This is a genomic window from Aidingimonas lacisalsi (assembly GCF_008079445.1).
Taxonomy (GTDB): Bacteria; Pseudomonadota; Gammaproteobacteria; order Pseudomonadales; family Halomonadaceae; genus Aidingimonas; species Aidingimonas lacisalsi.
The window spans coordinates 281,133-301,486 of sequence record NZ_VRYH01000003.1 but is presented as its reverse complement, the minus strand read 5'-3'; the positions used below and the strand labels follow the sequence as shown (position 1 = coordinate 301,486).

Sequence of the window (20,354 nt, the reverse complement as noted above, 5' to 3'; positions counted from 1 at the left end):
GCGCCTACGCCATCGCTGCGCCTCATACCGCCTGTTTATTGGTCGTATGAGGCGCAAGGGTGCGCCGGCCACGCAATACCGCCGCTGTGGCTAGCGGTAAAAAATCGCCCGGCCATGTCACAAACACCGCCATTGATTCGTCTTCATTGCGTACACTCATCAATGGAGACGAATCCATGACCCCAAGAATGAACCCTTTTGCTGCTGCACCGGACGCCATGCAGGCCATGCAAGCCCTGGAACGGTACACTCAGAACTCCGGGCTGGAACCGAGCCTGATGGAACTGGTCAAGATACGCGCTTCGCAGATCAATGGTTGTGCGTTCTGCCTGCACATGCATACCCGCGATGCGCGTGCTGCCGGAGAAACCGAAGAGAGACTCTACCTGCTCTCGGCCTGGCAGGAGTCGCCGCTCTATAGCGACAGGGAACGTGCCGCTCTGGCCTGGACCGAGTCACTGACACGGGTAGCGGAAACTCACGCACCCGATGATATCTATGACTATGCGCACCGCCATTTCAGCGAGGCCGAACTGACTAATCTCAGCCTCCTGATCGGTACCATCAATATCTGGAACCGCTTTGCCATCGGATTTCGCAGTCTCCACCCAGTAGAGACATCCGCTCAAACAGAGGTCACTTCATGACGCAGGGGCAAGCCACCGATGAGCCGAACCATAGGTACGACTTCGAGGCCCATCGAGCCTATCTGACCCGTCTTGCCTACCGCATGCTCGGCTCGGTTGCCGAAGCCGAGGATGCGGTACAGGATGGTTACTTGCGTTGGTGCCATCAGGACCCAAATGACGTTAATGACCCACGCGCGTACCTCGCCCGTGTCGTGACACACCTGTGCCTCGACCGGCTCAAGCAAGCCCGCACGCAACGAGAAGTTTACATCGGCCCTTGGCTGCCAGAGCCACTGGTCGAGGAATGGTCTACGTCAGCACAGTCGGGCGGACATATAGAGGAAGACGTATCCACCGCCCTCATGCTGGTGCTGGAACGCCTTTCGCCTCTGGAACGAGCGGCGTTTATCCTCCGCGATATCTTCGACATGGAGTTTGATGAAATTGCTTCGGCACTCGAACGCTCTGAGGCTGCCTGCCGGCAGCTTGCCAGCCGCGCACGTACTCATGTCGTCGCCTCTCGCCCCCGGTTCCAACCCGATCAAGAGGAAAGCATACGTCTAATCGACGCCTTCCTCGAAGCCAGTCGCAGCGGCAATGACACCAAACTGCAATCCTTGCTGATAGACACGGCCACATTGCATTCCGATGGAGGCGGCCGTAGACGCGCGGCGTTACGGATCATCGAAGGTAGCCATAAGATAGGCCGTTTCTATGCCGGCTTGGCACGCAAGGGCATCACTGCCAAGCCACTCTGGACTCGCTTGGTCAGAGTCGATGGTTTGCCCGGCGTTCTTTCAGTCGAGCACGATGGCGCCCTGCAGACTACGGCTATCGAGATAGGGGCTGGGAGTATTCTGACCATCTACGTCGTCCGCAATCCAGACAAGCTGCGACACCTGAAAGCTATGTTGCCAGAGCACGTGGCGAGACAGGTCATTGACTGATCGACATCCTTTCAAGCCATGCAGGAATAGATATATCTCCGACTAGGCGCTGTCTGAAAAGTCGGCGAGTGAAGGACAGACAATGCCTAATGCAGGCACACCAGTCGCCAGCTTTCCACGGAGTGGCCGAGGGTGATGTAGTAGTACGCCTGAGTGCCCGAATAGGAGTAGGGTTTGAAGAAGTCGCCTACCAGGTAGCGGGACGAGTTGGAGGCGATGACGCGCAGGTCGTCGTTGACCAGTATGAGGGGCTGTTGCTGTTCAACCAGGTGAGGCGTCACAACGGCTTCGAGGTTGTTCAGGGGAACATCCGCCCCGGCAATGCCGAGGAACTGGTCGTCGTACAGGATCGGCAGCGAGAACGTGCAGATGTACATGTCGACCCCCATCATGTCGACATAGGGGCCGATGACATGCCCGACTCGTTCGGATTGAGGCTTATAGAACCAGGGCATGTTGGGGTAATCGTAGAAGGTGTCACCGCCTTCATTGAGGTTGACCTTCAGGGGAATGACATGGCCCGGTTTGACGCCTTCCCGCCACCATTCGAGATGCATGCGGGCATCCGCCAGGGCGTCCGGCGCGACGACGAAACCGGCCCCATTGATCTGCACGTCCGTCTCGGCGAGCAACCGTTTGACGGTCCCCTGAAGCTCGGCGAGGTCCTTTCTCAGCACTTGTTGGCGTTGCCGTTCGGCCAGCCCCCACAGGCACATGACGTCATCGCGCACCTTCTCGACCGTATCGATGATGACGGACAGCGAGGCTTCGATATTTCTGGCACAGGCACGCACCGTCTCGTCACCTGCCGCGCCGCCGTAAACGAAATCGTCCCGGGTCATTGATCGTCTCCCGTGCCGGTGACATCGTTGGTGGCTTCCAACCTCAGACGCGCGTCGATCACGCGCTCCATGTTTTTCTTGCTCAGGTCGATCGATAGTGCACTGGACAGTGCGCCGTCGCCCCTGGCGATCGCGTCCTGGATCGTTTTGAGCCTGTCCACGTAAGCGTTGAGCGCAGCGGCGTCCAGCGGGTCGATCCACAGGAACATGCCGAGTTCCGACTGGAGCTGCATCTCGGCCTGCGTCAGCCGAACCGACTGGGACACCATGGCGACATTGACGTGGAAACGCATGTCGGCACGGCGCTGTTCGGAGCGCCCCGTCGCTTTTTCCATGATGCGGATCTTCTTGGCGATCTGTTCGATATCATCGGCGGTGGCGCGTTCGGCCGCCAGTCGGGCGGCATGGCCACTGATAGCCGACCGCTCATCGCCGTAATCCCGCAGGTCGAAGACACTGTAGCGGCGAAACTCTTCCAGCAGCCTGGCATGGGCGATAGTAAAGTTGGCTGTGACGAAACTGCCGCCTTTTCGTCCCCGGCGGGTCTCGACGAAGCCCTGTTCCCGCAGCAGCGACAGCGCTTCCCGGACCGTGACCGTCGCGACACCGAACTGGGAGGCCAGGTCGGCTTCACTGGGCAGTTGATCCTCCTCACTGAAGATACCCAGATCGATGGCTTCAATGAGGCGGCGCACGACCTCTTCGGTCTTACCCGCGGAGGGAATGCGGAAAAACGGGACATCCTGTTGGGAAGATAGGTGATTCATCCGACATCCCTGCAATAAATTCCATGTGACTACGCTTGAAAATACACCATGTCACGACCGTCATCAGCCCCGTAAACACCGAAATCCCGGCAACATACACGGTGACGCGTACATTGCCGGAATGCCCGACAGGTCAATGGCTGTTCACTGAACCGGTTGCCCGGCTTCAAACGGGTAGTCGAGCGTCGGCATCCATCGCTCCCAGGTCGATTTCAGGGCGCCATTGGCGATGATCTCGTCGAGCGCCCGGTTGACGCTGGCCAGCCAGTCGGGCTGGCGCTTCGCCACCACCGCGCCCCAGGCATTGCGCGTCGGTACGGTGAAAGCAATCGTCAAGTCATCGGCTTCCAGTGGCACGAGCGCGACATCGTCATCCACCAGGGCGTCGATATCGCCTGAACGCAAGGCGGCGACCATGTCACCGAAGACGTCGTCACTGGCCCCGTCGAAAGGCACCGGTACCACGCCGGTGAAAGTCTCGGTCAGCGTCATGTTCAGGCTGTTGGCGATCGCGCCGACACGCAACCCTTCCAGATGCTGCGGTGATGTGATGCCGCTACCCGACCTGACCATCACCGACTCGTCGAAGATGGCGTAGGGCCGGGTGAAATCGCCCAGGGTTTTCCGGTAGTCGGAGATACCCTGGCCGCACAGGAGGAGGTCGCCCTCCCCCGCGTCGAGTGCCGGATAGAAATCGCTCCATTGCCGGTAGACCCATTCGACCCGCCGACCCAGTTGCTCGGCGATCAGGCGGGCGACATCGGCTTCGTAGCCGTGTCGCTCTCCCCGCTCATCGCGTTCGAACAGCGGTGGCGCGGGCAGGTCCGCACAGATGACCCTAAGCGTGCGAGACGCTGTCATGGCAGGTACTCCTTGTACATGTCGAGTTCCCACTCGGTGACGGCGGCGCAGTAACGCGCCCATTCATCGTGTTTCAGTTCGGCATAGAGCGTCGCCAGGGGCCCCGGGAACGCGCCCTTGATGACCGGGTCCTTGTCGAATGCCTCGACCGCCTCGCCGAGCGTGAGCGGGATACGGACGTTGGCGTCGATATCGCGCCCATAGCTGCTGTCATCGCTGCTCTGGCCGGGATCGAGCTGATTTTCCAACCCATGCTCGATCGCCGCCAACAGCGCGGTATGCGACAGGTACGGGTTCACGCTGGCGTCGGGCATCTTGTATTCCAGACGGCCGACCGCCGAGAGCCTGACGCTGCAGGTCTTGTTGTCCATTCCCCAGTTGACCTGGGCGGGCGCGAACTGGCCGACATCCCAGAAGCGCTTGTAGGAGTTGACGGTCGAGGCCATGATCAGCATGGATGCCGGGGTGTGTTTCAGCATGCCGCCCAGCGAGTAGCGGGCGACATCGCTCAGATGCAGCTCGGTGCGCCCCTCTTCCTGGAAGGCATTGGTCTCCCCCCGCCACAGGCTGAGGTTGTGGTGACAGCCGTTGCCCATGCCGCCGGTATAGGGTTTGGGCATGAAGCTGGCCGTGACCCCGAACTCCTTGGCGACCTGGCGGCAGATCTGGCGGTACAGAACCAGACGGTCCGCGGTCAGTTCGCAGGTATCGAACATCCAGTTGAGTTCGAGTTGATAGGGGTCCTCGTAGTCCCCTTCGATCATGTCGAAGCCCATCTCGGTCGCATAGTCGATGACCTTCTGATAGATGGGACGCATGAGTTCCAGGTTGCTGAGCTGATACGCCGGGCTGGCATCCGGGCGCGGATGGATCTTCATGGAATCGCCCAGCCAGGACATTTCCGGTTCGCATCCGGACTTGAGCTGCATGCCCTGGCGCTCCATGAAACCTTCATGGGCACGGATCAATAGCCCGCGCGGGTCGGTCGGCAGGGGTTGCCCGCCGACCTCGAGGCGATGGCCGGGCTCGTAGACCCGGCACAGGAACGCCCCCACGGAGCGATCCCAGGGCAGGACCCGGAACGTATCCAGATCCGGCAAGGCGGTGAATTCGGCAGCCTGGGTCCCCCCGCCCAGCAGCTCACCGTAACGGTTGCACTGCATGTCGCTGATGGCGGTACGGTGGAACTGAATGCCCTTCGCCAGATTCCTCTCCAACTGGGTCGCCGGTACGACCTTGGCAAGCAGCTTCCCCCCCAGGGTGACGACCTGGTAATAGATGTACTTGACGCCGGCTTCCTGGATGCGTGCACGGATCTCCTGGATCTTCACGTCATCCATGTTCTTTTCGATATGTGAATTCAGGGCGGTCATTTGCAACTTCCTATGCTGTTGTTGGTGTTATGACGCTTCGGATGCGCCAAGCTGCTTCTTGCTGCCGATCTGCCAGAGCCGTACGGCCCAGTAGAACAGAGCGGTCATGAAGAAGGTGGGCAGCCCGGCACTGACATAGAGGAACAGCGGGCCCGGGGCGTCGGCGACGGGGTCGTAGGTCCAGAAGTAGAAGAGACCGCCGAGGATGATCGCCGCGTACGCTGCGTAATTGATGCCGTTCTGATAGCCGTAGACGGAGGATGAGCGGTCGTACATGCCGATCATGTCGACCTTGTAGCGCCGAATGATGACGAGTTCGACCACCATCACGGCACCAATCGCGGCCATGATGAACGAGATGTACGAGAGGAAGGTGGTGTAGCCGTCGTAGAAGGCCGGCGTGAGCATCAGCAGCATGGCGGGCAGTGTCGTGGCGATTGACCTCGCCCATGGCCACTGCGGGAACATCGTTTTCATGCTGATGCCCTGCGAGTAGACCAGGATCGTGGCTGACGTCAGGTTGGCCAGGATGAGCAGGATCAGCCCCAGTACACCGAAGACGGGACCGCCGGCCGAGATCATCCACTTCGCCGGGTCATATACGCCGACCAGCAGCGCGGTGAGCGCCCCCAGGATGGCCGCGATGTTGAGCAGGACGCCCCAGCCGATGAAACTGCCCCAGACGGCGGTCTTCTCGGTCTTGGCGAGCCGGCACCATTGGCCGAAATAGGCTGCCCAGGAGAAGCCCAGGCCGACGTTCCACTCGATGGCCGACATCAAACCGCGGCGAGGGTCATCATAGGGCGCGGCCGGCGCGGCGCTGAAGGCCTTGTCCAGCCCTTCGACCCACAGGATGTAGAAGATCAGTCCGGCGATGATCGCAAAGATGGTCGGTACACCGACGCGATTGAACAGCTTGATGGCGATGGGGCCCTTGTAGGCGATCAACCAGGCGACCAGGAAGGCGCCGATCGCGAACACGGGCGCGCCGATCGAACGGTCGGTCATCCAGCCCGGCATGTTGAACTCGGCAAACAGGGTCGTGAAGGATTCGCCGAGCATGAACGACGCCATCGTCATCCAGCCGAGATTGATGATCGCAAAGACCACCAGGAACACTTTACTGCCGAACCAGCCGAGAACGGCACGCGCACCGATGAAGGTATCCACGCCATAGCGGCAGAAGAACTTCGCCAGCCCGAGCAGCAGCAGTACCGGCATCGCGTTACCGAAGAGAATGACGGGAATCGCCTGGCTGGCCGGCAGGACACTGCCGGTATAGCCGCCGATCAGGAAGCTCCAGGCAGCAATACCGAACCCCACCATCATCATGACGTAGTCCGTCAATCCAAAGGGGCGTTCATTAGACATGGCCGGCAATATTCCGAAGTGGGACGCCGCCTCGTCCTGGGAGGGTTGGGACTTGGTACTGGTATTCATTGTTGACCTCTAAACGTTTGTTGTTGTGGAAAAGGTCCGGAGTGGGGGTTACAGACTCAGCAGCAACAGGACCGTGATCAGCACGCAGGCGCCGATCGGCATGAGCCAGTCGCCCGTTTCCATTTCTTCAGGTCGCTCCCCGCCTTCGATGCGGGAAATGCGGTTCATCAGGTCTTGTTGGGTCTTGTCATCTAGGTTGGTATTCATGTCACACCTGCGGTTGTTGTTGATCGTTGTTGTGCCGGCAGTATGGGGATGTCACGTCATGACTCGACGATCGTGATCGCCTGCTCGGGACACACATCCGCCGCTTCTTCCGCGATATCCCGCAAGCTGTCGTCGGGATAGGCTTCGTACTGAAGAGAGCCGTTTTCGTCGAAGCGAAAGATCTCGGGCGCCGCAATGACGCACTGCCCGTGATCCTGGCACTTGCCTCTGTCCACACAGACTTTCATAGCCATTCTCCTCAAGGCTTGGGTCATGGGCCGGGCCTGGCGTGTGTCAGGGCACCTTAGGGCCCGGCGTCGAATGAAACATATGCCACCATATTTTTACTGTCAAACATTGGCCAAAAAATATCCTTGAAGCCGCCAGAATACCCCGCCGACCGCGATAAAAATGACGGACTAAATTTCACCCTGTCCGAAATGAAATCAATATAATCATTAAAAATCAGCATTTTATTTCTATATTTGAACAACAAATTTATACATTTGACATAGAATGTTTTACCTCATATGGTTCATTGACAGATCCACCAGCCCCGGATCGATCTTTCCTGAATCACAAGGACAATCACCGCCAGGAATGAAAAAATGTTGAATAACAATGCATTAAGTAATCATCTATGGATCAACGGTCGCGCTTGCCAAGCGCGCTCGGGTGAGCAGTTCGAATGCCTCTCGCCACGTGACGGTACCCTCCTCACCACGGTGGCCGCGGGTGACAAGGCCGACATCGACCTCGCCGTCAGTGCCGCACGTGCCGCAGCGCACGATTGGTCGCGTCTCAGCCCGCAGGAACGCCGACAGCACTTGCTACACCTGGTCGACCTCATGGAGTCCCATCGCGAGGAACTCGCCCAGCTGGAGAGTCGCGACACCGGCAAACCGATCACTCATGCGCGACGGGACGACATTCCGTTGGCGATCCGGTGCGTGCGGTTTTACGCCGAGGCCATCGACAAGTGTTATGACCAGATCGCGCCCACCGCGTCGGATGTGCTGGCCACGATTCGTCGTGAACCGCTGGGCGTGATCGGTGCGGTCGTACCGTGGAATTTCCCGTTGATGATCGCCTGCTGGAAACTGGCCCCGGCCCTGGCGGTGGGCAATACGGTCGTTCTCAAACCGGCGGAACAATCGCCATTGACGGCCATTCGGCTGGCGGAGCTGGCAACCGAGGCCGGCCTGCCGGATGGGGTCTTGAATGTGGTACCCGGTTACGGCGAAACCGCCGGTGCATCGCTGGGCCTTCATCCTGATGTCGATGCCATCAGTTTCACGGGCTCGGGGGCCGTCGGTCGCCTGTTTCAGCGCTATGCCTCCGACTCCAACATGAAAGCCGTCTTTCTGGAGTGTGGTGGCAAGAGTCCCCAGATCGTGTTCGACGATGCCGAGAATCTCGATGAGGTGGCGGCGGCCGTTGCTCAAGGGATCTGTTACAACCAGGGGCAGGTTTGCAGTGCCGGCTCTCGCCTGCTGGTACAGCGCTCGATAGCGGACGAGTTCATGCAGCGGGTCCTGGCCCATGTCGACCGTTGGCAGCTCGGCGACCCGATGGAGGATGCGACGACGATGGGCGCCATGATCGAGCGGCAGCATCTCGCGCGCGTCCAGAATCTGATCGATACCGGCTATGAACAGGGCGCTGAGTTGGTCTACCGGGGGCAGTCGTTCGATTCGCTGGAGGGTTTCTATATGCCGGCCACGGTCTTCGACCATGTCAGCCGCGGGATGACGATCGCCCAGGAAGAGATCTTCGGTCCGGTACTGGCGGTGACCCGCTTCGACAGCGACGAAGAGGCGCTCGCCGAAGCCAACGGCACCCGCTACGGCCTGGCAGCGGCTGTCTGGACATCGTCATTGTCACGGGCGCATCGCCTTAGTCGGGACCTGAAAGCCGGCACCGTCTGGGTCAACAACTATGACGGTAGCGACATCACGGTGCCGTTCGGCGGCTTCGGCGAATCCGGCAATGGCCGCGACAAGTCTCTGCACGCCCTCGACAAGATGTCGCAACTCAAGACCACGTGGATTCAATTCTGAGCCGAGGTCCTGATGACCATTTCATCTGCGATAGTCCTGTTACACAGCAAAGAGGATACGACCGGCAGCCTGCCGGCGATTCTCGACGAGCACGCCCTCGACATCGACATTCGCTATGTCGATGACACCTTGCCCGACCCGGGTGACGAGCAACTGGTCATCGCCATGGGCTCGATTGAATCGCCCTACGACCATACGCTGCCCTGGTTGTCCGGCGAGCTGGCCTGGTTGACGTCCCTGGTCGCACGGAATCACCCGGTATTGGGGATCTGCTTCGGCAGCCAGGTGCTGGCTCGCGCGCTCGGTGGGGAAACCTATCGCAATCACGCGCCGGAAATCGGCTGGACCCCGGTCGAGACCACCGATCCGGCACTGCTTCCGAGCGGCCCGTGGCTGAATTTCCATTTCGATGCGTTTACCGCACCGCCCGCCGCCCATCTTCTCGCCAGCACGCCCATGGCGCATCAAGCGTATATCCACCGGCGGCAGATGGGGGTGCAGTTTCATCCGGAGATCACACCAGTCATGTTCGATTCCTGGCTGGCGGCCTGGGAGCAGATGGCATCCGGCCGGCAGTTCCTGGCCGACCACCCGGATATCCCCGGACGACTCAAACAGGAAATCGCTGACAACGAAGCGGACAACCGGCACCGCTTCAAGCAGGTATTCAGCGCTTACCTGAACCGGGTAAACCGCGCCTCCTAGACGAATGTCAATAACAACCATCAGGTGACCGACATGAACACGGCAACGCAAGACACCCTCGACAGTGCATACTTCAATGTCTCCGATCCGGATTTCGTCATTCACTCCCAGGCGGTGCATGACGCCCGTGAACGCAACTGGTTCGCCAGAACGAATTACGGCCTGGCGGTACTTCGCTATGAAGAGATGAAGACGCTGTTGCGTCACCCCAAGCTGCGGCAAGGCAGTGCCGCCTGGCCCCGCCACAATGGCGTGACGGAAGGCAAGTTCGCCGACTGGTGGAATGAGGTGCTGCTCAACAAGGAGGGCCCGGATCATGCCAGGCTGCGCCGCTTGGTGAATCCGGCGTTCTCGCCCAAGGTGCTGGAGCAGATGAATCCGCGTTTCCAGGCCCTGGCGCAGGAACTGATCGATGCCATGGTGGCGAAGGGCGAGTGCGAATTCATGAGCGAATTCGCCGAGCCGTATGCGGCGCGGGTCATCTGCATCATGCTGGGGCTGCCCGAGAGCGAGTGGCACACGATCGCCAAGTGGTCGGCCACGCTCGGGCTGGCACTGGGCATTACGCTGAAACAGGATCTGCCCCGCATCGAGGAGGCGCTGGAAGGCCTGTATCACTATGCGGATCAGTTGATCGACGATCGCCTGGCCAATCCTGGCGACGATTTCGTGTCCAAGCTGGTTCTGGCACAGCGGGATGACGATGCCTTGAGCCATGACGAGCTGCGGATCATGCTCGTGCTGTTGATCTTCGGCGGCATGGACACGACACGCAACCAGCTCGGCCTGGGCATGGAGTCGTTCATGCAGCATCCCGACCAGTGGGAGCGGCTCGCCGAGCGACCGGAACTGGCCGGCAATGCCGTGGCCGAGGTCATGCGTACCAACCCTACCGTGACCTGGGTGACCCGGGAAGCCATCAAGACGTTCGAGTATCAAGGGCTGCAGATCGACGCCGGCACGACCGTTCACCTGTTTTCCCAGGCCGCCGGGACGGACCCACGGGCGATGCCCGACCCCAGCTTCAATATCGAGGCCGAACGCCCGCCCCACTTCGGCTTTGGCGGCGGTACCCATCACTGTCTGGGCCACTTCATCGCCAAGAGCGACATGAGCATTGCCATGCCGCTGCTGGCCCAACACATGACGCAGATTCGTCTGAACGGCGAGCCCCAATGGCTGCCCCGCAGCGGCAATACCGGCCCGGTATCGCTTCCCTTGACCTTCAAGGTCCGTCGGTAACCGGGGAGAGACGCTCATGACTGAGGGTATCGTTATCGTCGGCAGTTCCCTGGCGGGACTCCGCAGCGCCGAACAATTGCGCAGCCAGGGCTGGGAGGGGGCCATCACGCTGGTCGGTGAAGAACCCTACTTGCCCTACAACCGTCCGCCGCTCTCCAAGCAGGCCATGGTCGATGCTCGGACGCTGTCCGTGGACGCCCTGCATGAAACGGTCGCGCTCGGGCTGAAACCGCGTCTGGGCGAGATCGACTGGCGGCTCGGGCGACGTGCCGTTTCGTCGGATATGGCAAACCGGCGCATCACCCTGGATGACGGTCAGGCATTGGACTACGACGGACTGGTCATCGCGACCGGGCTACGCTCCAGATCACTCCCTGTCAGTGGCGGCGAATCGCAACGCTACCGCATCCGCCACCTGGATGACACATGGCGACTCGCGCAGGTCCTGACGCCGGGATGTCGTGTCACCATTGCCGGCGCCGGCTTCATCGGCTGCGAACTGGCAGCGACGGCCACGCGGCTGGGATGCAAGGTGAACGTCATCGATGCCGCACCGGCACCGCTCGTCAATGTCATGGGGTCGACGTTCGCCGACAGCCTGTTGCAATACCATCAGAGGCATGGCGTCTCCTTCCACCTCGACACCCGGATTGCCGAGATCGGGGAAGACGACCAGGGCACGCTTCAACGCGTTTCGCTCAGCAACGGCGTCTCGATCGATACCGACATTCTGGTCGAGTCGATAGGCAGCCAACCGAACACGGAGTGGCTGGACGGTAACGGCATCGATATCACCGACGGGGTACAATGCCAGAGCGACATGTCGCTGCCGGCACACGGCAACGTGATCGCCGTCGGCGATATCGCCCGCTTCAGCAACCCGCTCTTCGATGGGGTCCACCGACGCATCGAGCACTGGAACATCGCCGTCGAGACGGCAAAGAAAGGCGCTGTCACCCTATTGGCGCATCTGGGTGAGACACCCCGGACACGACCGGAGGACACCAAACCGATCGTGCCCTCATTCTGGAGTGATCAATTCGATATCAAGATTCAGGGTATCGGGCTCCCGTCGATCGCCGATAGCGCTGCGCCCTTGGATGGCGACCTTCATCAAGGCTTTGGCGATGGCAGCCCGTTTGCCATGGGATACTACCGGGCCGGCCAACTGACGGGGATCATCTCCATCCACGGGGAAAAGAAGCAGCCCGATTATCGCAACAGGTTACTGGATGCCCTGCAGACGGCGGACACCGCCATCGATGTCGCGACTGCACCGACCAATACCACCGGGATGGCGTAGTGGCGAGGTTCGCAGGGGCGGTTTCAACCACGATGCAGGACGGCAAGCCCTGCCTGGATGACACCGCCATCGCGACTGAAGTCGCTCCCACGAAAACCAGTGCCACAGAATGTTGTGGTTGCATGGGTTCGTAGGAGCGGTTTCAACCGCGATGCAGGGCGGAAGCCCTGCCTGGGCGACACCGCCATCGCGACTGAAGTCGCTCCCACGAAAACCAGTGCCACAGAATGTTGTGGTTGCATGGGTTCGTAGGAGCGGTTTCAACCGCGATGCAGGGCGATGAGCCCTGCCTTGGTGGCACCGCCATCGCGACTGCATCAACCCGTGTTACCCTATCGCTCAATTGAGAGACATACTTCGGAAAGACCCTGAATGACAGCACTTTCTCTTTGCATCATCGAAAATGGCCTGGTGCCCGACGATCTGAAACCGCAATTCGGCTCCTATCCGGACATGATCCGGCAGTGGCTGGCACCGAGCCTGCCTGAAGCCAGTTTCGCGGAGTGCTCTCCCGTATCCGGAGAAGCGATGCCCGCTGCGGACGCTTACGACGGCTATCTCCTGACGGGCTCCCGCCACAGCAGTTATGAGGATGGCGACTGGATTCGTGATATCCGGCAGTTCCTGCGCCAGGCCATCGATCTCAAGCGTCCGGTCTTCGGCATCTGCTTCGGCCACCAGGTCATGGCGGATGCCTTTGGCGGGCAAACCAGCAAGGCGACCAACGGCTGGGGTATCGGTGCCCAGCAATATACCTCGCCCTTTGGGGAGACCGACGACAAGGCAGGCTGCTATGTCTTCCACCAGGATCAGGTAACCTCCGTGCCCCCGGAAGCCAGAGTCATCGGCGGATCAAACCATTGCCCCAACGGGATTCTGGAATACAGCTTTCCAGCCCTGTCCGTCCAGTTTCACCCGGAATTCAGTGCCGATTACGTAACGGCACTCGCCCATAAGTACTCAGGCTCTGTCTTGACCGAAAACACCAGCGAAAACGCCATCGCCAGCCTGCAGGATATTCCGGTGGACAATACGCCTCTGGCGCAGCATGTCGCCGATTTCTTCAGGCAGTATGCCCGGCCTTCGACCTGACTGATGACCCACTCGTTGCCGGTACCGAGCGCCGTGACATAAGTTTCTCAACCTCGGTCATATGTTCCGTTCCCCAGGCGCAGAGCGGCTTCAAGGCTTCGGCGAGAGTCTGGCCGAACGCAGTGAGGGAATACTCGACTTTCGGCGGAATTTCCTTGAAGTCGAGCCGGTCGACGATCCCATCAGCCTCCAATTCCTTGAGTTGCTGAATGAGCATCTTGTCACTGACATTGCCGATGGCTCGCCTCAGGTCGCCATAACGTCGCGCTTGGTGGGCAAGGTGGAACAGGATCAAAGGTTTCCACTTGCCACCGATAACAGCCAACGCAGCGTCCAGCCCACAGATAAAGCCAGATGTTGTCATTTCGCATGCTCCAGTCAGTACTTACTAAAAGGTGCATACTTTAATAAAGAAAAGCAAGCCTCTATTCTCTATTTCGAAGCAGTTATCATTTTCCAGGAGATCGAGATGGGCAGACTTGAAGGTAAAATCGCCGTCATAACCGGCGGCAACAGCGGCATCGGTCTGGCAACGGCCAAACGGTTTGTGGCGGAAGGTGCCGAGATTTTCATTACCGGCCGTCGTCAGGAGGAGCTGGACAGGGCGGTGGAGACGATCGGCTCCGGAGTGACCGCGGTGCAGGGCGACGTTTCGAGTCTGGACGATCTTGATCGGCTGTTCGCGACGGTGCGTGCGAAGAGCGGACGAATAGACATTCTCTTCGCCAATGCCGGGCTTGGAAAGCTAGCTCCGCTTGGCACCATCGACGAGGCGTTGTTTGATTTGACCTTCGACGTCAATGTCAAGGGAACGCTGTTCACGGTGCAAAAGGCTCTGCCGCTTATGCAGGCCGGTGGATCCATCATTCTCACCGGTTCGACCACCGGTTCGACGGGAACACCTGCGTTTAGCATCTACAGCGCGACCAAGGCTGCCATCCGCAATTTTGCCCGAAGCTGGGCGCTGGACCTGAGAGGAACAGGAATCCGCGTAAACGTGCTCTCTCCCGGCGCCACCGAGACACCCGGCCTCAAGGGCTTGGCAAACGCCGGCGAGGAAGATGCGTTGCTGGAACGCTTTGCCTCGCAGATACCTCTCGGTCGTATCGGGCACCCCGAGGAGACGGCGGCGTTGGCGCTCTTTCTTGCCTCGGACGACAGCAGCTTCATGACCGGGAGCGAGGTCTTCGCTGACGGCGGGGCCGCACAAGTCTGATGGCCGCTCAAATCCAGACCCCGAGCTTTCTTTGCTTGGGGCCTTTTCTCCAAGCGGCACGGGAAACGCCGCTTCTGCGCCCGATAATTTTGGCTCACCGTCGACGGCACGGCGCTCAGGGAGCAGAGTCGCGCCGCTGAGTTACCACATGGTGCGTTTGTCGATAGCAATGGAGTAAGCAATCCCATAGGGTGAGTGTCCGTATCCCCGGCTATGCCAAGCGACGCAACACACGGCAGGGGTTACCCACGGCCACGCAGTCGGCGGATATATCGCGAGTGACGACACTACCGGCGCCGATCACGGCCCGGTCGCCGATCGTCACGCCCGGCATGACCGAGACATTGCCCCCCAACCAGACATCATCACCAATGGAGATGGGCACCGCATGCTCGGTGTCGCGACGCGCCCCGGCTTCCAGCGGATGCGTTGCCGTGGACAGCAGCACATGCGGGCCGAACATGACATGCCGACCGATCGTTACCGGGCAGGCATCCAGAATGGTCAGATGGTGATTGGCAAAGAACCCGTTCCCCAGGCGGATATTGTAGCCGTAATCGCAATAGAAACTCGGCTCGATATACGCCTGCCCCTCTATCGTCAACAACGACGCCAGCACTGCCATTCTGGCCTCCGGTTCCAGCGGGTCCATCATGTTGAAACGGTGGCAGAGCGACTTGGCGTGGCGACTCTCCGCCATCAGCGCCGGGTCCGTGGAAAGATAAGGCAGGCCGGCAAGCATCTTCTCTTTTTCGGTCATCGACGTTACTTTTCCTTAACCGGCCGGGCCGCTATCGGCTGCAGGAGTTTCCGTGGAATCCGTCGGATGTTCCCCCTCGCTGCGAGCAATGATCGAGGTCCCCACCAGATCGCCGGTCACATTGAGTGCCGTGCAGCCCATACCCACCAAGGCATCGATGGCGGTCAGCAAGGCTACCGTCTCGATCGGTAGCCCTACCTGGGAAAACACGGTGGCAATCATGATGATGCCCGCACCGGGAACGCCGGCCGTTCCGATCGAAACGAGCGTACCGATCAGAACGATCTGTAACATGCTCATCAAATCCAGGGGCGCCCCGACCACATTGGCGGCAAAGACGGCGGAGATGGCAATGCGGATCGCTGCGCCATCCATGTTCATGGTCGCCCCCAGTGGCAGACTGAACCCGTAAACTCCTTGCGACAGCCCCAGGCGACGTGCGGCCTCAAGCGTCAGTGGCAGCGTCCCGGAGCTGCTTTGGGTGGCGAAGGCAGTGGCCATGGGGGTACGCGCCTCACGGAAGAAAGCCCCTAACTTCACGCCGAACAGCCCCATGAGACCGCAGTAAATGAGTAACTGAACGCCGAGCGCGATATAGAGCACCATGACCATATCGCCTAGTGACAGTAGCGTCGCCACCCCCTGCTCGCCCACCGTCTCGGCAACGATGGCAAAGACACCGATCGGCACGTATTGAAGCACGCCAGACATCACTTTGAGCGTCACTTCCTTGAGTCCCTCGACCATTCGATAGAGATGCTCGCCGAGCGCCGCCTGCGATTCCGAGTTGCGCAGTTTCAGGAGTGCAACCCCGAACACGATCGCCGTGAAGATGATGCCCAGCAGATTCAGCTCAGCGAAGGCAGACACGATATTGTCCGGTACGACATTGAGTAGCGCCTGCACGAACCCGGGATTGTCGGGTACCGATACCTCGGCACTCTCATCCAGCGTCATGCCACTACCGGGACTGAACAATGTGGCAACGCTCAAGCCAACGGTAATCGCCAGCGCGGACGTACCGACGTAATAGAGAAACACTTTCCGGCCGATACGCCCCATACTGCCCTGACTAGCCTGATTGATGCCGACCATGAGGGTGAACAACACGATAGGCACGATCAGGAACTGCAACAGCCGCAACAGCAGATCGCCAAACGGTGCCAACCAGTTGGCTACGGTCTGTCCGCCGACCAGCCCCACGATTACCCCAAGTACCAACGCGATCGTGACTCGCAGTATCAACGAGACATTCATGTATGCCTGTAGCAGTGATTTCACCGAGCCGCCTCCCTCTGTATCGCAGTGACTGTCTTCCTGCCCGCCTTGCTAACGCCGAATCCTGTCTGACATGAAGGCTGCGGAGCTAGCAGATTACCATTATGCTGGTTCCATTCACCGGGTGAACAGGACACGACGATGACCGAACGTGCAATCGACTGCTGGTTGACCGACATGGATGGCGTATTGATTCGTGAAGACCGGGCATTGCCCGGTGCAGCCGAGTTGATAGACCGATGGCGCACGCAAGGCACTCCTTTCCTCGTACTCACCAATAACTCCATCTACACGCCCCGCGATCTCAGCGCCCGCCTGACGCGCATCGGCATCGAGGTACCCGAAGCGCAGCTATGGACATCCGCCCTGGCGACGGCGGCATTCCTGCGCGATCAGGCACCCGGCGGCTCGGCATTCGTGATCGGCGAAGCAGGGCTGACCACCGCCCTCCATGAAGCCGGCTTCGTCATGACCGATGTCGCGCCCGACTTCGTCGTTCTCGGCGAGACACGCACCTACTCCTTCGAAGCGATCACCAAGGCGATTCGACTGATCAACGATGGCGCACGCTTCATCGCCACCAACCCCGATGTGACCGGCCCCAGCCCGGAGGGCCCACTTCCCGCCACCGGCTCGGTCGCCGCCCTGATCACCGCCGCGACTCGACGCGATCCCTACTATGTCGGCAAACCCAACCCGATGATGTTCCGCTCGGCAATGAACAAGCTCGGCACACATTCGGAACGTACCGGGATGATCGGTGATCGCATGGATACCGATGTCATCGCCGGCATCGAAGCGGGCCTGCACACGGTCCTCGTACTGACCGGCATCGCGACCCGCGCAGATGTCGAACGCTACCCCTACCGCCCCCGCGAGATCCTCGATTCCATCAGCGAGTTATAGGAGTAGTCAGACGCTCGAGGTCATCGTCGTACAGAGCGACCAGCAAGGGATCGCCTTGCTCGTTGACGCGGAATCGACCGTAGCGCGCCGGCTCATAGCGCTCGGCTTGCCCTTCCTGGAAGAAGAAGGCGTCGGTGGCAAACTCGACTCGCCCGTCGCGCACTCGATAGCGAAGCCGCATTTCATCGTCCGCCAGCGTTTGCTGGTCGGAACCCAGCCGCTGAAAGTGAGCAACGCGTTGCTCATCCAGAGTCACGATGACATGACCGTTCGCCGCACGCGGCACACCCTCGCCGGATTCCCGCTCATGCAACGCCTCGCGGATCCGATTGCCGATCTCGAAGTTCAGAGCCATGTAGTCGCCCTGCATCAATGAACGGGGATCCACCGGTGCCAATGCCAGGTACACCACTTCGCCTTCCGCCAGCTGTTGCTCCTTGTCCCATATCGCCCAGTTGACCACCGCCAGTATCACCAACGTGGCCGCGGCTGCGATGATCTTATTCATCGACATCCCCCTCCGCGGTCTGCCACCGATACCTCAGCAGCCAGCGCATCGCCAGCAACAATACGCCGATGGCGAACAGTGTCATGGCCTTGATCAGCAAAGTGACATCGAGCAGGTAGTAGTAACTCCCTATCGACAACAGCAGCAATATCACTCCAAGCCCCGTCACTACACGGTTGCCGATAGCGAATCCCAAGACCACAACCACGCCTCCCTGAATCACGCCATGAGCCTGGAACGAAGCCAGCATCAGCACCACCACGGCACCATAGGCCACTATGCGTATCACCGGCTCGATGGGTCTCTCCTGGTGTTGAAACACGTGTCGGAGCAACAGCAGTAACGCCAGCATGGCCAAGACATCCGCCGTCCAAGGCCCCATCCAGCTCAACAGCGCAGTATCGAAACCATACCACCATCCCATCAGTGGCTGGCCGAAATACGCCACGAGTTGCAGGGTAAGCAACCCCAGCAACAATCCGTATCCCAGTGACTGCATGCGCCGCATCCGGGCCGGCCAGCGAAACTCGTTCAGCCAGAGCCAGGTCAAGGCCAGCAGTATCAGCCCACTGGCGGTATAGGGAATGCCGCTCTGTGCCATGACCATGTAAAGTGCCAGGCTGGCAGCAAAAGCGGCGAGAATCCGGTGTGTGGAGCTCGGCATCGCCATCGCCAGTACCGCCTGCAGCGCCAGCACTGCCCACCATAGGCCGACGCTCATTCCTCCCAGGAAAGTGCCGACCGCCCACACTGCCAGCCCTTGTCCTGCCAGACTGATGGCCAACGCCAGGTGTTCACCGAAATCGCCCGGCGTCTTCCTCAACAGTCCATAGGCGGTAGCGAGCATCGTCAGCCCCAACACCATGGAAGCGAGGCTGCTCTCGATCAGCGGTATCGCCCCCAGGCCAATGAACCCCAGCAGGAATAAAGCCGCCAGCCAACCCGACAACGCCTGCAGTGCACGCACGTACCAGGGAGTCTCCAATGACGGACGCGGCTCCTTGCCCGCCACGGCAATGCCGGCGCGCGCCAGTGTCTCTCTTAGAGAGGGCGTGGCGCGACTCATGAGTGCCACTCCGTGTGCAACCGCTTGAGCCAGCTTACGGCGGCGGCGCCCAACCCCAATACCGCCATGGCCATGAACAGCCAGCTACCCGCACCGGCATCCCAGATCAGGTGTCTGGCGAGAAAGAGAGTGATCACCACAATCGCCGACAGGCAGCCTCCTGCCAGCATGAACAACTCCGGTTTCCAGTGACGGTAGACAGCATAGAGCGCTACCAGCCAGAGTGGATACACCATCGCTTCCGGTGACGCGCCGCCACGTTCAGTGATGATCATCGACATGATCAGCAGCGTGAGGGGAATCCCGCTACCCAGTGCCAGCAAGCGCCTGGCCCAACCGGTCGCCAGCCAACGCCAGCGCATGGCACCTAGCTCCCAGGCAGCCAGCGCCAGCGAGTTGAGCAGGAATGCTCCCCACAGGGCGGATGCATCGCCCACGAACAGAATACCGAACGGACTGCCCCACACTTGGAAATAGAGCAGGATGGCAAGATTGAGCAGCGCCAACCAAAGTACCCAGAGCACGGCGAAACGAGCTACCAGCGTCCAGGGCAATATCAGCAACGCCCAGATGAAGAACAACTGCCAGGGATCGGCTCCGGTCTGGTAGACCTGCCCGAAAAGCGCCAGCAGCACCCCCAGCAGCAACGTCGCCGACGTCAACGCCACCGGCGCCACCACGCCGCGTCCATCGACAATCCAGTAGACGGCAACGGACAGTACCAATGCGGCTTCCACCAGCCCGAAACGAAGCCAGCGCCCCATATCGGCCCAGTTATACGCGATAAAGAACAGCACCGAACAGACCAGCGCCAGGCAGCCCAGCCACAGCAGCAGACGATCCAGAAAGATCAGCCAGCCCCGGCCCGAGGGATAGAGGCCAGCGTGGCGTACGGCATGCGTCACCTGCTCGCCCGGTATCGCACCCTGTTCGATCAATGCCATCAATTGCCAACGAATCGAAGCCATGTCATTCCCTTGCGTTGTCTCCGACAGGGAGAAGCGTACTTCATGGTCCCATCACTAGCCAGTTGCCGCTCTAGTTTCTTCTTCCTTGACGATTATCGTTCACAATTCACTTCCCCATGATCAGACCATCACCGTCCATACGCAGTCTCATCGCGGGTCATATCTCAGCCAATCCTCACGGTGA

At 60.0% G+C, this 20,354-nt stretch carries 22 protein-coding genes; 9 read left to right on the top strand and 13 right to left on the bottom strand.

The features are described from left to right. The first annotated feature begins 176 nt into the window (after nt 1-176). Nucleotides 177-647, top strand: a complete 471-nt coding sequence (locus FVV99_RS07605; protein WP_148253450.1) for a carboxymuconolactone decarboxylase family protein — start codon at nt 177-179, stop codon at nt 645-647. Then, the gene (locus tag FVV99_RS07600) at nt 644-1,576 is read left to right on the top strand and encodes a sigma-70 family RNA polymerase sigma factor (RefSeq protein ID WP_148253449.1); all 933 of its coding nucleotides are present in this window, start codon (nt 644-646) and stop codon (nt 1,574-1,576) included. Before FVV99_RS07605 ends, FVV99_RS07600 begins: the two co-directional genes overlap by 4 nt. An 86-nt stretch (nt 1,577-1,662) precedes the next feature. On the opposite strand, the gene FVV99_RS07595 is transcribed toward FVV99_RS07600, so the two are convergent. The 7 genes from FVV99_RS07595 to FVV99_RS07570 all read right to left on the bottom strand — a co-directional run bounded on the left by FVV99_RS07595 (nt 1,663) and on the right by FVV99_RS07570 (nt 7,314). After that, nucleotides 1,663-2,418: a cache domain-containing protein gene (locus FVV99_RS07595; RefSeq protein ID WP_148253448.1), complete on the bottom strand. Its 756-nt coding sequence runs from the start codon at nt 2,416-2,418 to the stop codon at nt 1,663-1,665. Further along, a complete protein-coding gene (locus tag FVV99_RS07590) occupies nt 2,415-3,185 on the bottom strand; it encodes a FadR/GntR family transcriptional regulator (protein WP_148253447.1) in 771 nt (256 codons plus the stop codon). The genes FVV99_RS07595 and FVV99_RS07590 overlap by 4 nt, the downstream gene beginning before the upstream one ends. 144 nt (nt 3,186-3,329) lie before the next feature. Further along, on the bottom strand, nt 3,330-4,046 hold the full coding sequence (locus FVV99_RS07585) for a substrate-binding periplasmic protein (protein WP_092570234.1): 717 nt from the start codon (nt 4,044-4,046) through the stop codon (nt 3,330-3,332). Further along, nucleotides 4,043-5,419, bottom strand: a complete 1,377-nt coding sequence (locus FVV99_RS07580) for a glutamine synthetase family protein (protein WP_148253446.1) — start codon at nt 5,417-5,419, stop codon at nt 4,043-4,045. The genes FVV99_RS07585 and FVV99_RS07580 overlap by 4 nt, the downstream gene beginning before the upstream one ends. A 27-nt stretch (nt 5,420-5,446) precedes the next feature. Then, nucleotides 5,447-6,790, bottom strand: a complete 1,344-nt coding sequence (locus FVV99_RS07575) for a cytosine permease (RefSeq protein ID WP_175529837.1) — start codon at nt 6,788-6,790, stop codon at nt 5,447-5,449. 117 nt (nt 6,791-6,907) lie between these two features. Then, the gene (locus FVV99_RS18525; protein ID WP_161598974.1) at nt 6,908-7,066 is read right to left on the bottom strand and encodes a hypothetical protein; all 159 of its coding nucleotides are present in this window, start codon (nt 7,064-7,066) and stop codon (nt 6,908-6,910) included. 56 nt (nt 7,067-7,122) lie between these two features. Continuing rightward, entirely contained in the window at nt 7,123-7,314 is a 192-nt protein-coding gene (locus FVV99_RS07570; protein ID WP_148253444.1) for a ferredoxin, read from the bottom strand. A 360-nt stretch (nt 7,315-7,674) separates the two neighbouring features. On the opposite strand from FVV99_RS07570, the gene FVV99_RS07565 reads away from it, so the two are divergent. The 5 genes from FVV99_RS07565 (at nt 7,675) to FVV99_RS07545 (ending at nt 13,468) form a co-directional block, all read left to right on the top strand. Further along, a complete protein-coding gene (locus tag FVV99_RS07565; protein ID WP_148253443.1) occupies nt 7,675-9,126 on the top strand; it encodes an aldehyde dehydrogenase in 1,452 nt (483 codons plus the stop codon). A 12-nt stretch (nt 9,127-9,138) separates the two neighbouring features. Then, entirely contained in the window at nt 9,139-9,831 is a 693-nt protein-coding gene (locus tag FVV99_RS07560; RefSeq protein WP_148253442.1) for a type 1 glutamine amidotransferase, read from the top strand. A 33-nt stretch (nt 9,832-9,864) separates the two neighbouring features. Beyond that, the gene (locus tag FVV99_RS07555; protein WP_148253441.1) at nt 9,865-11,073 is read left to right on the top strand and encodes a cytochrome P450; all 1,209 of its coding nucleotides are present in this window, start codon (nt 9,865-9,867) and stop codon (nt 11,071-11,073) included. A 16-nt stretch (nt 11,074-11,089) separates the two neighbouring features. Beyond that, nucleotides 11,090-12,376, top strand: a complete 1,287-nt coding sequence (locus tag FVV99_RS07550) for an NAD(P)/FAD-dependent oxidoreductase (RefSeq protein WP_148253440.1) — start codon at nt 11,090-11,092, stop codon at nt 12,374-12,376. 372 nt (nt 12,377-12,748) lie between these two features. Next, a complete protein-coding gene (locus tag FVV99_RS07545; protein WP_148253439.1) occupies nt 12,749-13,468 on the top strand; it encodes a type 1 glutamine amidotransferase in 720 nt (239 codons plus the stop codon). Here FVV99_RS07545 and FVV99_RS07540 read toward each other — a convergent pair. Then, nucleotides 13,440-13,832 (bottom strand): winged helix-turn-helix transcriptional regulator, encoded by a 393-nt coding sequence (locus tag FVV99_RS07540; RefSeq protein ID WP_148253438.1) that lies wholly within the window; start codon nt 13,830-13,832, stop codon nt 13,440-13,442. The two genes, FVV99_RS07545 and FVV99_RS07540, sit on opposite strands and share 29 nt — an antisense overlap. A gap of 105 nt (nt 13,833-13,937) precedes the next feature. Here FVV99_RS07540 and FVV99_RS07535 point away from each other — a divergent pair, with 105 nt between their 5' ends. Further along, nucleotides 13,938-14,684 (top strand): SDR family NAD(P)-dependent oxidoreductase, encoded by a 747-nt coding sequence (locus FVV99_RS07535; RefSeq protein ID WP_148253437.1) that lies wholly within the window; start codon nt 13,938-13,940, stop codon nt 14,682-14,684. A gap of 211 nt (nt 14,685-14,895) precedes the next feature. On the opposite strand, the gene FVV99_RS18985 is transcribed toward FVV99_RS07535, so the two are convergent. Together FVV99_RS18985 and FVV99_RS07525 are read right to left on the bottom strand one after the other, a co-directional pair. Further along, a complete protein-coding gene (locus FVV99_RS18985) occupies nt 14,896-15,444 on the bottom strand; it encodes a sugar O-acetyltransferase (RefSeq protein WP_148253436.1) in 549 nt (182 codons plus the stop codon). A gap of 15 nt (nt 15,445-15,459) precedes the next feature. Then, the gene (locus tag FVV99_RS07525; protein ID WP_201745058.1) at nt 15,460-16,701 is read right to left on the bottom strand and encodes a dicarboxylate/amino acid:cation symporter; all 1,242 of its coding nucleotides are present in this window, start codon (nt 16,699-16,701) and stop codon (nt 15,460-15,462) included. Between the two features lie 162 nt (nt 16,702-16,863). Here FVV99_RS07525 and FVV99_RS07520 point away from each other — a divergent pair, with 162 nt between their 5' ends. After that, a complete protein-coding gene (locus FVV99_RS07520; RefSeq protein WP_148253434.1) occupies nt 16,864-17,628 on the top strand; it encodes an HAD-IIA family hydrolase in 765 nt (254 codons plus the stop codon). Here the strand turns inward: FVV99_RS07520 and FVV99_RS07515 are convergent. Genes FVV99_RS07515 through FVV99_RS07505 form a run of 3 tightly spaced genes read right to left on the bottom strand, consistent with a single transcriptional unit; the run spans nt 17,615 to nt 20,170 of the window. Continuing rightward, nucleotides 17,615-18,136, bottom strand: coding sequence for a GDYXXLXY domain-containing protein (locus FVV99_RS07515; RefSeq protein ID WP_148253433.1), 522 nt, complete (start codon nt 18,134-18,136; stop codon nt 17,615-17,617). The genes FVV99_RS07520 and FVV99_RS07515 overlap by 14 nt on opposite strands. Continuing rightward, the gene (locus FVV99_RS07510; RefSeq protein ID WP_148253432.1) at nt 18,129-19,202 is read right to left on the bottom strand and encodes a DUF4401 domain-containing protein; all 1,074 of its coding nucleotides are present in this window, start codon (nt 19,200-19,202) and stop codon (nt 18,129-18,131) included. The genes FVV99_RS07515 and FVV99_RS07510 overlap by 8 nt, the downstream gene beginning before the upstream one ends. Beyond that, a complete protein-coding gene (locus tag FVV99_RS07505; protein WP_148253431.1) occupies nt 19,199-20,170 on the bottom strand; it encodes a DUF2157 domain-containing protein in 972 nt (323 codons plus the stop codon). The genes FVV99_RS07510 and FVV99_RS07505 overlap by 4 nt, the downstream gene beginning before the upstream one ends. Nucleotides 20,171-20,354 lie beyond the last annotated feature (184 nt).

What these genes read in the sequence shown, in the direction of transcription:
- FVV99_RS07590 (WP_148253447.1), bottom strand. Translation starts at nt 3,185, where the DNA reads ATGAATCACCTATCTTCCCAACAGGATGTCCCGTTTTTCCGCATTCCC.
- FVV99_RS07555 (WP_148253441.1), top strand. Translation starts at nt 9,865, where the DNA reads ATGAACACGGCAACGCAAGACACCCTCGACAGTGCATACTTCAATGTC.
- FVV99_RS07510 (WP_148253432.1), bottom strand. Translation starts at nt 19,202, where the DNA reads ATGAGTCGCGCCACGCCCTCTCTAAGAGAGACACTGGCGCGCGCCGGC.
- FVV99_RS18525 (WP_161598974.1), bottom strand. Translation starts at nt 7,066, where the DNA reads ATGAATACCAACCTAGATGACAAGACCCAACAAGACCTGATGAACCGC.
- FVV99_RS07520 (WP_148253434.1), top strand. Translation starts at nt 16,864, where the DNA reads ATGACCGAACGTGCAATCGACTGCTGGTTGACCGACATGGATGGCGTA.
- FVV99_RS07515 (WP_148253433.1), bottom strand. Translation starts at nt 18,136, where the DNA reads ATGAATAAGATCATCGCAGCCGCGGCCACGTTGGTGATACTGGCGGTG.
- FVV99_RS07600 (WP_148253449.1), top strand. Translation starts at nt 644, where the DNA reads ATGACGCAGGGGCAAGCCACCGATGAGCCGAACCATAGGTACGACTTC.
- FVV99_RS18985 (WP_148253436.1), bottom strand. Translation starts at nt 15,444, where the DNA reads ATGACCGAAAAAGAGAAGATGCTTGCCGGCCTGCCTTATCTTTCCACG.
- FVV99_RS07560 (WP_148253442.1), top strand. Translation starts at nt 9,139, where the DNA reads ATGACCATTTCATCTGCGATAGTCCTGTTACACAGCAAAGAGGATACG.
- FVV99_RS07580 (WP_148253446.1), bottom strand. Translation starts at nt 5,419, where the DNA reads ATGACCGCCCTGAATTCACATATCGAAAAGAACATGGATGACGTGAAG.
- FVV99_RS07605 (WP_148253450.1), top strand. Translation starts at nt 177, where the DNA reads ATGACCCCAAGAATGAACCCTTTTGCTGCTGCACCGGACGCCATGCAG.
- FVV99_RS07595 (WP_148253448.1), bottom strand. Translation starts at nt 2,418, where the DNA reads ATGACCCGGGACGATTTCGTTTACGGCGGCGCGGCAGGTGACGAGACG.
- FVV99_RS07535 (WP_148253437.1), top strand. Translation starts at nt 13,938, where the DNA reads ATGGGCAGACTTGAAGGTAAAATCGCCGTCATAACCGGCGGCAACAGC.
- FVV99_RS07575 (WP_175529837.1), bottom strand. Translation starts at nt 6,790, where the DNA reads ATGTCTAATGAACGCCCCTTTGGATTGACGGACTACGTCATGATGATG.
- FVV99_RS07550 (WP_148253440.1), top strand. Translation starts at nt 11,090, where the DNA reads ATGACTGAGGGTATCGTTATCGTCGGCAGTTCCCTGGCGGGACTCCGC.
- FVV99_RS07585 (WP_092570234.1), bottom strand. Translation starts at nt 4,046, where the DNA reads ATGACAGCGTCTCGCACGCTTAGGGTCATCTGTGCGGACCTGCCCGCG.
- FVV99_RS07525 (WP_201745058.1), bottom strand. Translation starts at nt 16,701, where the DNA reads ATGAATGTCTCGTTGATACTGCGAGTCACGATCGCGTTGGTACTTGGG.
- FVV99_RS07505 (WP_148253431.1), bottom strand. Translation starts at nt 20,170, where the DNA reads ATGGCTTCGATTCGTTGGCAATTGATGGCATTGATCGAACAGGGTGCG.
- FVV99_RS07570 (WP_148253444.1), bottom strand. Translation starts at nt 7,314, where the DNA reads ATGAAAGTCTGTGTGGACAGAGGCAAGTGCCAGGATCACGGGCAGTGC.
- FVV99_RS07565 (WP_148253443.1), top strand. Translation starts at nt 7,675, where the DNA reads ATGTTGAATAACAATGCATTAAGTAATCATCTATGGATCAACGGTCGC.
- FVV99_RS07545 (WP_148253439.1), top strand. Translation starts at nt 12,749, where the DNA reads ATGACAGCACTTTCTCTTTGCATCATCGAAAATGGCCTGGTGCCCGAC.
- FVV99_RS07540 (WP_148253438.1), bottom strand. Translation starts at nt 13,832, where the DNA reads ATGACAACATCTGGCTTTATCTGTGGGCTGGACGCTGCGTTGGCTGTT.